This is a genomic window from Flavobacterium ardleyense, assembly GCF_033547075.1.
GTDB classification, from domain to species: domain Bacteria; phylum Bacteroidota; class Bacteroidia; order Flavobacteriales; family Flavobacteriaceae; genus Flavobacterium; species Flavobacterium ardleyense_A.
This window is the reverse complement of record NZ_CP137891.1, coordinates 78,879-93,007: the sequence shown is the minus strand read 5'-3', so window position 1 is coordinate 93,007 and position 14,129 is coordinate 78,879. Positions and strand designations below refer to the sequence as shown.

Genomic DNA, 14,129 nt, shown 5'->3' with positions numbered 1-14,129 from the left:
AATTTTTTTATTTAATAAATTTTTAGGAAGTTTGCGGAATAACTAACTCAAAAAATGTAATAATGAGATCAAAGTTCAAATGGATTTATACGCTACTGATAGCGTTGACTATGCAGCTTTCCTTTGCACAAGGAAAAACTGTATCAGGTGTTGTTACTGATGCTTCGGGAGCACTGCCTTTCGTAAACGTTGTTGTAAAAGGAACGAGCAACGGTGTGCAAACAGATTTAGATGGAAAATACTCTATCACAGCAAAGCCTGGTGATGTATTAGTATTTTCGTTTGTAGGAATGAGTGATTTCACTGCGGTTGTAGGAAACTCTTCTACAATTAATGCAAAGATGGTTGACGGAGTTTTACTTGACGATGTAGTTATTACTACAGACTTAGGTTACTTCAAGAAAGCTGCCAACACAATTACTTCAGGAATCTCTGTAGTAAGTGGAGAAGAGCTAACAAGACAAGCGCCAAACGTATCTGTAGAGAATGCTCTACAAGGAAAAGCGGCGGGTGTTCAGGTTACTTCTCTTAACGGACAGCCAGGACAAAGAGCTTACGTAAGTGTACGTGGATCTGTAGGTATCACATCTGGTAATGCTAATGCGGTATATGTAGTTGACGGTGCTTTTGTGAGTGCAGGTGAATTTACTGCTATTGCTGCTGCTGATGTTGAAACAGTTACAGTTCTTAAAGATGGTGCTGCTGCTGCAATTTACGGTGTAAAAGGTGGTAATGGTGTTGTAGTAGTAACTACAAAAAGAGGATCGGCTACTGGGAAAACAAAATTCCAAGTTTCTAACTCTTTCGGTTTTACAAACAGAATCGAAGATCCTTACAGAATGATGAATGCTGCTGAAAAAATTGCTTATGAGGAGCAATTAGGAGAAGGTCCAGCTTTTGGAGTATCGCCTGCAGAGAGAAATTTATTATTATCATATGATCACGATTGGAAAGAAGATTTGTTGAGAGAAGGTTACCTTCAAAATTTCGATTTCTCTGTTTCTGGAGGAAGTGAAAAAATGACTCACTATCTATCTGTTGGTTACAATAAAAACACTGGTATCATTGACGGAATGAAAGGTTATGATAGAATAACAGGTCGTTATTCTTCTGATTTTCAAGCAAACGAATGGCTAAAAACTGGAGTTTCTATCGGAGCTTCATACGAAACTAATACTGCTCCTAGAGACAGAAATAACGTTCAGAATCCTTTTAGAGCAATGTATGACTACAATCCATACGAAACTCTTTATGATAGAGATCCATTAACTGGAGAAGTTATTTACGATTTAAATGGAGATCCTGTTTACAGTGCTACAAATTCAGGTCTAAATATCGCTGAAGCTACTAGAAACAATACGAGTATTAGTAGAACTCTAAGAACTTACGTTAGACCATACCTTGAGCTAACTTTATATAAAGATCTTGTTTTCAATACTAAATTCAGTATGAACTATGAGAGAAGACAAGGTGAAAGTTTCACTAAGCCTGGATCTCAATTAGATTTAATTCTTAATGGTGGAAAACCTGTTGGTCAAAAAACTGATTCGGGATGGGATAATTTTGAATACCAGTGGACTAATACATTGTCTTACAAATTCAATTTTAACGAGGCTCACAATTTTGGAGTTATCTTGTTACAAGAATATTATAACACAAACTACAGATCTTACGCTGCTACTAGAAAAGGTTTTGCTAATCCAAATATTGACGTAGGAGGTGGTACAACTCCACTTACTGCAACATCTGCACACTTACAAACGGGAACTATTTCTTATTTTGGAAACATTGACTATGATTTCAAAGAAAGATATTTACTTTCTCTTTACGCTAGACGTGATGGTTCTTCAAGAATTGGAGAAAATAACAGATGGTCAGTTGCAAAAGGTGCTTCTGTTGGATGGAATATTACAAAAGAAGATTTCTTCCAAGTTAAAGGTATTGATTTGTTAAAATTCAGAGCTTCTTACGGAGAGCTTAACTCAACAGCTGGAACAACATCTTACAATGCACAGATTGCTTATGCTTGCGCAAACTACGCAGGACAGTCTGGTACTACTATCTTAGGTGGTGATATCGGTAATCCTGACCTTAAGTTTGAAAAAGCTGAAAAACTTGACTTAGGATTTGATGCTCAGTTCTTTAAAAATAGACTTGCATTGTCTGGTTCATATTTTGAAGATAAAAGAAACGATTTCTTATATGATGGTTCTTCTCTTAACGGAACAACTTGGGATGCAATTGCAAACGTAGGTGACTGGACTTCAAAAGGATATGAATTTGAAGCAAAAGGTTTCATTATTAAGAAAAAAGACATGGGTCTTTCAGTTTACGCGAATTTCGCTCAGTTTGACAGAAAGATCAATTTGCTAGATGATCCAGGAAATCCAACTAATGCAATTCCACGTGGATTTACAATCAATCAAGTTGGTTATGCTCCTGATACATTCTACCTAATTAAATATGCAGGTGTAGATCCAACAAATGGTGATGCATTGTACTATGCTCCAGATGGTTCTGTAACGAACGATTTTTCTCAGGCTACTGAAGAATTATTAGAAGGAAAAACTCCTTATGCTAAATATGAAGGTGGTTTTGGTTTAGAATTTAATTACAAAGGATTTGATGTTTCTGGAGATTTTGTTTTCAAATCTGGAAACTATGCAGTTAACTTAAGAAATTTTGATCACCTTGCTGATGGTAGTGGTGGTGTTGCAGCAAATCAAGATGTTAGAGCATTTGACTACTGGACACCAGAAAACACTGATGCAACTTTGCCTGCTCCATATCAATTAAATGGTGGTGTTGAGACAAATTATGTAACAGATAGATTTTTGGAAGATGCAAGTTATATTAGATGGAGAAATCTTAACGTTGGTTATACATTCAGCGGAGATATGTTCAAACAATTGCCTTTAGACAAAGTTAGAATTTATTGTACTATACAAAATTTAGCGACTTGGACTAAATTTGACGGAGATCCAGAAATTGGAATTGGTAATAATGAAGCATCTGATGGTTCTAGTACTACCGAATCATTAGTTCCAGGACAGTTCTTAGGATATTCTTATCCAACAGTAAAAACTGTATTATTTGGTTTAACAGTTAATTTTTAAAAGATGAAAAAGAAAATAATTTTATTGATGGCGATATCACTATCTGTCTTGTCATGTCAAGAAGATGATATTACGTATCGTCCATTAAATGCAGTAAATGAAGCGACTGTGCTGAAAAGCGCAACTGACTTTGAAAACGCTGTAAGAGGTGCATACGTTTATATGAAAAGTGGGTCAGGTTACGGAGGTGAATTTATAATTGACACCGAAGTTATGACTGATAACCTTATATACAACCCGGGTGGTAGAGGTACTAACCTAGATGGTTTTAGATGGTTGTCAACAGAGAACTCAGCACACTTTGATTTTTACGAGGCAGGTTATAGGCCAGCTGAGATGGCAAGTAAAGTAATTAATGCAATTGGAGTTTTACCTCCAGGTCCTGAAAGAGATAACTTTGAAGGTGAAGCTAGATTTGTACGTGCATTGGGTCATTTTGACTTAGTTCGTTCATATTCAAAAATTCCAACTCAGTCAGGAGATGCTCTAGGATCTTTAGGAGTTTATTATCTAAAAACATATGAGCCGTTTTTTAGACCAACTAGACCTACTGTACAAGATTCTTATGACAATATCATTAACGATTTATTAATCGCTAAAGATAAAATAAGTGCTAGTAATAGCGTTGTAGCGGGTCGCGCATCATTGTCGGCTGTAGACGCTTTGCTTTCAAGAGTATATTTGTATATGGGTGACTATCCTAATGCTGCTTTGTACGGACAGAAAGCTTTAGACAATGCAACAGGAACTATGGGTACAATTGCTACCGGTACAAACTTTGTGAAACTTTGGGATGACGCTAACGTAAACGGAGTATTGTTTAAAGTGGCAATCCAGGATGTAGATCAAATTACTGCAGGTAATGTATTCTTCCAAGGTGGAGCAAATGCTAGAAAATCAGAGTACGTAGTTTCAAAAGAGTTGATGGATCTTTATAAAGATACTGACATTAGAAAAACTGCATACATTGCAAATTCTAAGTATGCAGGTAAATTCTACAACCACGTAATTAAATACGATGGTAGAGGAACCGGAACTGCAAATCTTGGTGATATTAAAGTAATCAGAATTGAAGAAGCTTTACTTAATAAAGCTGAAGCTGAATACAGAATGAATGGTGGTGGTTTAGCTACTTTGGATATGTTAAGATCTAAAAGATATTCTGACTTTACACCAGGTACAGAAACTGGACAAGATTTGCTTGATGCAATCTTACTAGAAAGAAGATTAGAATTAGCGTTCGAATTTGACAGATTCTATACCTTGAAACGTCTTGGAATGGACCTGAATAGAAGTGAAACTGATGGTCAATTTTCTGACGGAAGTGGAACTCCAGCAAATGTTACTTTTATCGCTGCAGGTGATTTTAGATGGCAAATGCCAATTCCAAAATACTACAGAGAATTAAATCCTAATTACCAGCAAAATCCTGGTTACTAGTTTTCATAATTTGAGTTTTAAAAGGGCTGTCAGAAATGACAGCCCTTTTTTATTTTTAATACTTTCTCTGTCATAAAGTTATATATGAAATAGTGTTTTTATATATTTCTTGATTATATTTGCTTTTCTATTAATTTATTACAAATCCATAAATGAAGTATTTAATTACCCTAATTCTCGCTTCTTCGGTAGCAATGGCACAGAGCAACAAAGAGCGTGCAAAGATTACCGCTACCTATGATTCCAAAGCAATAGCAGAATTGAATCTTAAGATTGAACAAGAGTCGAAGAATAACGAAACAAAGATTTCTGAATACATCAGAAACTATAAATTCGGAGGTACAGATGTAAAGGTACCTAATCGCTTTATTGGTGATATTCCAATATTTTATACCAACAATAATGCAGGTTCGGCCACTACAATGGGGGCAACAGATGTTTATCCTGGAGGTACTCTTGGCTTGAGTGTTACTGGAGCTGGAATTACTGCTGGAGTTTGGGATGGCTCTGGAGTAAGAGATCAACATAATGAATTAGCAGGAAAAGTTACTTTAAGTGATGGAGCAACAGGCTATGCTTCGCATGCAACTCACGTTACTGGTACAATCATCGCATCAGGAGTATCAAGCACACGTAGAGGAATTGCGTACGGAGGTTTGGCAAAAACGTATGACTGGACAGGTGATATTGCAGAGATGAACACGTTTGGACAAGGTGGATACTTAGTTTCTAACCACTCTTATGGATATAATACTGCAAGCTTACCAATGTGGATTTTTGGTAATTACGACGGTGGAGCTTCTTCTATCGATAATATTGCAAATGCGTATCCTTTTTATCAAATTGTAGTTGCGGCTGGAAACGACCGTAACAATCCAAACTTAGATCAGATTGATTATAAGGAAGGTTACGATATGCTTACTGGCTACGGAGTTTCTAAGAATGCTTTAACGGTTGCTGCGGTAAATCAAGTACTAAATTACAGTGGTCCTGCGAGTGTAGAGATGAGTAGTTTTAGTAATTACGGACCTACAGATGATGGAAGAATTAAGCCAGATATCTCGGCAAAAGGAGTTAATGTTAATTCATGTGGAAATCTTACAAATGCGCAATATTCTATTTCAAGTGGAACATCAATGGCTGCTCCAGCAGTAACAGGCGCGGTAATGTTACTTCAAAATCATTATAATAATTTGAATGCGGTCTTTATGCGTGCTTCTACAGTGCGTGGACTTATTTGTCACTCTGCAAAAGAAGCTGGTAATAATGTTGGACCTGACTACGAATTTGGTTGGGGACTTATCGATGTATCCAAAGCTGCCACCATTATTTCAGGAAAAAATACTACTTCAATTATTGAAGAGAATACACTAGCTAACAATCAAACGTTTACTAAGTCTTTCGCAATTACCACGCCTCAAGATATTATGGCTACAATCTGTTGGACAGATCCAACTGGCGCGCAAAATGGTGCTCAAGAAGATATTAGAATTGCTAGATTAAAAAACAATTTAGATATAAAAGTTTTTAAAGATGATATGCCATATTATCCTTGGAAATTAAATGTAGAATCTCCTACCGATGCGGCTACGAGAGATACTGACAACAATGTTGATAATATCGAGAAAGTACAGATTGACAATGCTCAACCAGGAGTTTATACAATTCAGGTTACGCACAAAGGTTCTTTAACTGGTGGTTCGCAAGTATTTTCACTTATTGCTAGTGGAACTACAGGAATTACTTTAGGTGTTGCAAGTTCTGATTTTTCTAACAACATCGTTCTTTACCCAAACCCTACAAGAAGTACTTTAAATTTCTCAACTCCTAATGATGAAACTGTAGAAAATGTTTCATTCGTAGATATGTTAGGAAAAGAAATTCAATTAAATTCTTCAGTGGTTAATAATGCAGTTTCTGTTGAGTCACTTTCAAATGGTGTTTACTTCGTGAAATTCCAATACCAAGGGAAAGTAATTGTTAAGAAATTTGTGAAAGAATAATTTTAAATAACTTTGTTATAATGAGAGTTGTCGAAAGACAACTCTTTTTTTGTTTTTAAGCTAGTCAATTTGAAGTTTTACATAAAATAGATATAGTTTTATGTATTTTTGCGAACGATTTAATGACTATGAAATTACTAAATATATTTGTTCTGTTTTTATTGTGTAGCAGCGTCCTTTCATTCGGCCAAGAAGAAAAGGAGGTCGGCGACGACAATGCTTTCAAAAAAGAGGAATTGCCAAAGGCTAGCATCGACCAGTATAAAATCTACTCCTTGCAGGGAGATACAATTTATGCTGATACTTCTTTGACTATTCAATCGGAATATAAATATAATTATTTGCGTAAAGATTTATTTGGGCTTTTGCCATTCGCAAATGAAGGTCAATCCTACACCAGACTTAAGTTTTCTTTGAAAAAGTATAACACTTTGCCATCTTCTGGCCACCATGCAAAGAAGTTTAATTTTATGGGTACCGATGACATCAATTATTATTCTGTAGCAACGCCTTTTACTGAACTGTATTTTAAAACCGTAATGGAGCAAGGTCAGAATCTCGACGCTTTTATTACAGTTAATACTTCACCGCAATTTAATTTTTCTGTTGCCTACAAAGGACTACGTTCGTTGGGCAAATATATCAATCAGCTTTCTAGCACCGGGAATTTTAGATTTACTTCTAGTTATGCGGCGGATAACAAACGTTATGTTGCCAATGCGCACTTTGTAGCACAAGACATAATGAATGGCGAAAATGGCGGTCTAACATCTGACGAAGATTTTGAAGGTGAAGATGCTGCTTTTAATTCGAGGCCGAGACTTGAAGTGTACTTTAAAGATGCCGAAACACTATTAAAAGGGTCTAGTGTTTTTTTAGATCATTCATTCCGAATTAATAAAGAAAATGCCAGTTCCAATTGGAAGATTAACCATCAGATTAATTACGAATACGAAACCTACAATTTTAAACAAACAACTTTGATTTCGAGTATTCTTGACAGTGATGGTACTACAACCGATCTGCAACGATTTGGTGATGCGAGTCAAACTGGTGAAATTATTAATAAAAGTCGCTATAATAAATTATATAATAGATTTGGAGTCGAATTTGAAAACTCCTTATTAGGTAGATTTGAATTTTTTGTTGAAGATTTTAGAGATAATAATTATTATAATAAAATAATAATTGCGGACAATCAAATTATTCCATCTTCAATTAATACAGAACTTAATAGAGCAGGAGGAAAGTACGCTTACGCGAAAAACAATCTAGAAATTAGCGGCTTAATCAGCAGTAGCTTTAATGGTCCTGCGTCTTCTACGATCAAAGGAAACCTTTTATATAATTTCTCAGAAAGGATGGCTGTCGAATTCGAATATACAAATCTTTCAAAAATCCCTGATCATATTTACAACTTGCAACAAAGTTCTTATTTGGGCTATAATTGGTCGAATAATTTTAAAAACGAAAAAATTAATAGCTTCAGTGCGTCGGTAAAAAGTCCGTGGGTTGACGTTTCGGCTAATTATCAAATTTTGAATGATCATTTGTATTTTACGGATGATGTTGAAGATTTATTTCAAATAATCACGCCACAGCAATATACAGAGTCAATTAATTACCTAAATATTCAGGCGGGAAAGGAATTTCGCTACGGGAAGTTTGCTTTAGATAATACAGTACTATATCAACAGGTGCAGCAGTCCGAGGCAATTTTAAACGTCCCTGAGTTTGTGACTCGTAACACCTTGTACTATAGTGATCATCTATTTAAGAAAGCACTGTACTTTCAAACAGGGGTAACTTTAAATTATTTTACAAAATTTTATGCAAATGAATACAATCCAATCTTGGGAGAATCGTTTGTGCAAAATCAGAAGGAGATAGGGAATTTTCCTATGGTAGATTTCTTCGTGAATTTACGTATTCAGCGGACTAGAATTTATGTAAAGGCCGAACACTTTAATTCTCCATTTACGGGAAATACCTTCTATTCTTCACCCCACTATCCGTACCGTGACTTTATGTTGCGATTTGGTCTTGTGTGGAACTTTTTTCAATAAAATCAACCGCAATTTACATCGATTCGGTCAGGTTTAAAGTAATCTGTATCTTTGTGTTTTTAAAATTATAAATAAAAAATAGTATAATGAACTATTCAGAAAATATACTTGGAACAATTGGTAACACGCCATTGGTTCGTCTAAATAAAGTAACTCAAGAAGTTGAAGCTCTAGTTTTGGCCAAAATTGAAACTTTTAACCCAGGAAATTCGGTAAAAGACAGAATGGCAGTCAAAATGATCGAAGATGCGGAAGCAAGCGGTGTATTGCAACCCGGTGGAACAATTATCGAAGGAACTTCAGGAAATACCGGAATGGGTCTGGCTTTGGTCGCAATTGTAAAGGGATATAAATTAATCTGTGTGATTTCTGATAAACAATCCAAAGAGAAAATGGATATCTTGAGAGCCGTTGGTGCCGAAGTTATTGTCTGTCCTACTGATGTCGAACCGACAGATCCACGTTCATATTATTCAGTTTCTAAGAGACTTTCTGAGGAAACTCCAAATTCATGGTATGTAAATCAATATGACAATCCATCAAATGCAATTGCACACTATGAGCAGACAGGTCCTGAGATTTGGAAGCAAACCGACGGAAAGATTACTCACTTTGTTGTAGGTGTTGGAACGGGTGGAACAATTTCAGGTGTTGCTAAATATCTAAAAGAAAAAAATCCAAATATTAAAATCTGGGGAATTGATACTTACGGATCAGTCTTTAAAAAATACCACGAAACAGGAATTTTTGATGAAAACGAAATTTACTCATATGTTACCGAAGGAATAGGTGAAGACATTCTTCCAAAGAATGTAGACTTTTCTTTAATCGATGGATTTACGAAAGTAACAGACAAAGATGCCGCGGTTTATACCAGGAAAATTGCTCTTGAAGAAGGAATTTTTGTTGGAAACTCTGCTGGATCTGCAATCAAAGGATTGTTGCAATTAAAAGAGCACTTTAAAGCTGAAGATGTTGTAGTAGTTCTTTTTCACGATTCGGGGAGTAGGTATGTTGGGAAGATGTTTAATGATGAGTGGATGAAGGAAATGGGTTATCTAGACGAGGATTTCCAAGTTGTGGAAGATGCAATCAGATCTCATATTGACAAACCGCTTATTACTGCAAAGACAGAAGAGTTGGTTTCGCACGCAATTATGAGAATGCGCAAATTTAAAATCTCGCAAATTCCAGTAACTGATAGTACAGGATTTGTAGGGTCTATTGATGAGTCAGACTTAATTCAAGCATTCGCTGCCGATCAAGATGTCCTGAACAAACCTTTACACACCGTAATGGGCAAACCGTATCCAATTGTAAAAGCCGGATCCTCAATTAAAGAATTGATGCCTTTGTTTACCAAAGAAAATCAAGCTGTGCTGATTGACTTCGGTAGCGATAAATTTCATATAGTAACAAAACATGATCTTATAGCAATTATATAATCTGAAATGATTCTTAATTTACAGAAGGCCATCGCAGGTATGCGGTGGCTTTTTTACTTTTATGCCAATTCCTTGTCAGAATTATTGCTTGATTGCGGAAGGAAGTCAGTAAGATAAAACTTGTTTATTAAACTGTAAGCTCTTTTCAGCGCGGTTTTGCGAGAAGGATGGTAGAGAAAATCCTTTCTTGTAGTGTTGCGGAGCAAAAGCTACAAGAAAGATTGGGAACGGACAGCCTGACGGAAGCCAAGCGATAAAATTCAACTTTACCGAAAACCTGATGGCTTCCGGCTCGCCCAAATAAAAATCGTCTTTCTACAATAAAATTTCATCTTACTTTAAATTTTAATTCGATGCTTTAAGTACTGTATATCAATTTTTTGACTATTTTTAAGTGTCGAAAATTTGCTGCCATGAGAGAAGAATTTTTACATCACCTTTGGCTTTATAAGAAATTTCAGATTTCAAATCTGCAATCTACTTCGGGCAAATCTGTGCAGATTCTAAGCGTGGGACAATACACTAAGCTTGCAGGTCCAGATTTTTTTAACGCTCAAATTATTATCGACAATCAAAAGTGGGCAGGAAATGTAGAGATTCATCTCAAATCTTCAGATTGGTATGTGCATCATCATGAACAAGATTCGGCCTATGATAATGTAATTCTGCACGTTGTTTGGGAGCACGATATTGAAATCTTTCGAGAAGATAATAGCGCGATTCCTACTTTAGAGCTCAAAAAATACGTTGCATCAGCTACATTGGAAGGTTATGAAAAATTGATGGCGCCGAAGAGATGGATTTTCTGCGAAAATGATATTGCTATAGTTGACCCCTTTCTATTTAAAAACTGGCAAGAAAGACTATTCTTTGAACGACTCGAAAGAAAATTGTTACAAGTCGATGAGCTTCTAAAATCAATGAACAATGATTGGGAAGCAGTTTTATTTATAATGCTTGCAAAATCTTTTGGATTAAATAGCAATGGAAATGCATTTATGCAAATGGCGCAATCCATTCCCTTCCCGATAATACTAAAACAAAGCAATGATGTTGATAAATTAACTGCATTATTTTTTGGACGGCTCGGATTATTGGATCAAGAAAGGGAAGAAGTTTATTATCAAACACTCAAGAAACAGTATCAATATAGTCTGCATAAGTTCCAACTCCAAGATTGTATCCTTCCAGAGCCAAGTTTCTTTAAACATCGCCCAGACAATTTTCCGACCATCAGACTAGCGCAATTAGCACAATTATATCATTTGCAACAAAATCTCTTTACAAGTGTTATTGCAAGCGAAAATAATCAGGAAATAGAGAAGATTTTTACCCTAAATATTCCAGAGTATTGGGAAACGCATTATCAGTTTGATAAAGTAAGTCCCAAGAAACGAAAATCGCTAAGCAGATTATTTGTCGAGTTGCAAATAATTAATACTATAATTCCTCTAAAATTTGCTTACGCTAAAAGTTTAGGAAAGGATATATCTGCCGAGATAATTGCACTAATGGAACAATTGACTCCAGAAAATAATAGCACAATTCAGAAATTTTCTGAATACGGAATTAGAGCAGACAACGGATTCGATTCCCAATCGTTGCTGCAATTAAAAAATGAATATTGTGATAAGAAGCGATGCCTTGAATGTGCAGTGGGTATTGCATTATTGAAAAGGAATGAAAACGATTATAAAGTTTGTAACTTTGAAGCCGATACAAATAGCCAATAAATGTCGTTAATATTAAAGTTAAAATATTTTTCTGAAAAGCACGGTTTTAATGCGGCCTCCAGACTTGCCGACAAATTAGGGATGCGCACAAGTTCCGTGCGTCTATTTTTTATATATATATCTTTTGTCACCGCAGGTCTTTGGTTTGGAGTTTACTTAACACTGGCATTCTGGCTCAAACTCAAGGACCTTATTAGAGGCAAACGAACATCTGTATTTGACTTATGATTTAAAATAATTGTATATGAAATTTCGAGAACTCCGGACGCTGCTCTACTTTAGTAAAAATCATCGCCGTGGACTCGCCGTTTTGTTTGTAATTATTTTCGCACTTCAATGTTTTTATATCTTTGTCGACTTTACCCCCAAAGAAGATCCGCTTGCAGACACTTATGAATGGAATAAATTGCAGTCGGTCGTTGATTCGCTCAAAATTGAAAAAAAGAATTTTAAACGAAAGATATATCCATTCAACCCTAATTTCATAACTGATTACAAAGGCTATCAACTCGGAATGTCAGTTGCAGAAATTGATCGGTTATTTGAATATAGAAAGTCAAATAAATATGTAAATTCAGCCTCAGAATTTCAGCAAGTAACCAAGGTTTCTGATTCACTACTTGCAACAATTTCACCTTATTTTAAATTCCCTGATTGGGTTACTAAAAATAAAAGAAGTGCCTTCAAAAAGTTTGAAAGCTTCAAAACTACAGAAAAACTTGTAGTCAAAGATATTAATTTGGCAACAGCCGAAGATCTAATTAAAGTGTACGGAATAGGGCCGGCTTTGTCTGAAAGGATTTTGAAGGAACGATCAAAGTTTGGTGCATTTCTTTCGATGGAGCAAATAGACTTTATTTGGGGACTTTCGCCAGAGGTGATAGAAAATACTAAAAAGAATTTTAAAATTTTACATCAGCCACAAGTATTTAAAATTAAAATTAACGATCTTTCTATAAAAGAACTTCAGCAGTTTCCCTATTTCGATTATAATATCGCAAAAAAAATTGTTGTTTATAGAAGTATGAATGGCAGTATACAATCAGTTAGCGAATTAACAAAAATAAAGGGCTTTCCCGCTGAGAAAGCTCATATTATTGCCTTATATTTGGACTTCTAAAAATTGAAATTAGACATTTATGAGATCAACATATTTTTCAGAAGAGCATGATTCGTTTAGACAAAGTCTAAAAGACTTTTTACAGAAGGAGGTTGTGCCGCATATTGAGAAATGGGAGGAAACTGGGACGATTGATCGCTTTATTTGGAAAAAATTTGGCGACATGGGCTTCTTCGGTATCAATTATCCAGAAGCGTATGGTGGGATGAATCTAGATTTATTTTACACTGTTATCTTGTTAGAAGAACTTCAGAAGATAAAATCATCAGGCTTTGCCGCTGCGATGTGGGCACACGCATATTTAGCAATGACACACTTAAATGCAGAAGGAGATGAGCGAATTAAGCAAGATTATTTAGCGCCAAGTATTGCTGGTGATAAGATTGGTGCACTTTGTATTTCAGAACCTTTTGGTGGTAGCGATGTAGCAGGAATGAAAACTACTGCGGTTAGAAGCGGAGATAAATATATTATTAATGGCTCCAAAACTTTCATAACCAACGGAATTTATGCTGACTACTATGTAGTGGCGGCAAAAACAAGTCCTGAACTTGGAAACAAGGGAATTAGTATTTTTTTAGTCGACACAAACTTGAAAGGTGTATCGGCTACAAAACTTAATAAGTTAGGTTGGAGAGCGTCAGATACTGCGGAAATAGCTTTTGATAACGTAGAAATTAGCGCAGACAATTTGATGGGTGAGGAAGGAAAAGGGTTTCCTTATATAATGCAGCATTTTGCTTTTGAGCGTTTAATCATGGCGGTTAATGCACACGCTAGAGCTGAATATGCTTTAGATTACACGATTGACTACATGGGCAGCCGTGAAGCTTTTGGCACTACAATTAGCAAATTTCAAGCTTTGCGTCACACGATGGTGGAGCATGCTACTGAAGTTGCGCATTGTAAGTTATTTAACTATGACGCAGTTGCAAGATTAAATCAAGGCGAATATGTCGTAAAAGAAGCTAGTATGGCAAAATTAAAATCAACAAAAGTTGCTGACGATACAATTTACAGTTGTTTGCAAATGCTTGGCGGATATGGATATATGGAAGAATATCCATTAGCGCGTTTGATGAGAGATAGTCGATTAGGGCCAATTGGCGGAGGAACTTCAGAAATAATGAAGGAAATTTTGTCAAAAATGATTATTGATAAACAAAATTATCAACCAGCAGTTAAATAAACTTTTACTTATCTTTC

General features: G+C 35.7%; 9 protein-coding genes. All 9 read left to right on the top strand.

All coding sequences use genetic code 11. The features are described 5' to 3' along the window. Positions 1-62 precede the first annotated feature (62 nt). The 9 genes from SBO79_RS00340 (at position 63) to SBO79_RS00300 (ending at position 14,112) form a co-directional block, all read left to right on the top strand. Positions 63-3,116, top strand: coding sequence for a SusC/RagA family TonB-linked outer membrane protein (locus SBO79_RS00340; RefSeq protein WP_318641060.1), 3,054 nt, complete (start codon positions 63-65; stop codon positions 3,114-3,116). A gap of 3 nt (positions 3,117-3,119) precedes the next feature. Next, positions 3,120-4,556 (top strand): RagB/SusD family nutrient uptake outer membrane protein, encoded by a 1,437-nt coding sequence (locus SBO79_RS00335; RefSeq protein ID WP_318641059.1) that lies wholly within the window; start codon positions 3,120-3,122, stop codon positions 4,554-4,556. A 152-nt stretch (positions 4,557-4,708) separates the two neighbouring features. Next, entirely contained in the window at positions 4,709-6,559 is a 1,851-nt protein-coding gene (locus SBO79_RS00330; protein ID WP_318641058.1) for a S8 family serine peptidase, read from the top strand. A gap of 128 nt (positions 6,560-6,687) precedes the next feature. Continuing rightward, complete coding sequence (locus SBO79_RS00325) at positions 6,688-8,625, top strand: putative porin (protein ID WP_318641057.1); 1,938 nt, start codon at positions 6,688-6,690, stop codon at positions 8,623-8,625. An 86-nt stretch (positions 8,626-8,711) separates the two neighbouring features. Continuing rightward, positions 8,712-10,070, top strand: coding sequence for a pyridoxal-phosphate dependent enzyme (locus SBO79_RS00320; RefSeq protein WP_318641056.1), 1,359 nt, complete (start codon positions 8,712-8,714; stop codon positions 10,068-10,070). Positions 10,071-10,483: 413 nt separating this feature from the next. Continuing rightward, positions 10,484-11,803 (top strand): DUF2851 family protein, encoded by a 1,320-nt coding sequence (locus SBO79_RS00315; RefSeq protein WP_318641055.1) that lies wholly within the window; start codon positions 10,484-10,486, stop codon positions 11,801-11,803. Further along, on the top strand, positions 11,804-12,031 hold the full coding sequence (locus tag SBO79_RS00310; protein WP_318641054.1) for a PspC domain-containing protein: 228 nt from the start codon (positions 11,804-11,806) through the stop codon (positions 12,029-12,031). 16 nt (positions 12,032-12,047) lie between these two features. Further along, entirely contained in the window at positions 12,048-12,923 is an 876-nt protein-coding gene (locus SBO79_RS00305; RefSeq protein ID WP_318641053.1) for a ComEA family DNA-binding protein, read from the top strand. Positions 12,924-12,942: 19 nt separating this feature from the next. Next, entirely contained in the window at positions 12,943-14,112 is a 1,170-nt protein-coding gene (locus tag SBO79_RS00300) for an acyl-CoA dehydrogenase family protein (RefSeq protein ID WP_318641052.1), read from the top strand. Positions 14,113-14,129 lie beyond the last annotated feature (17 nt).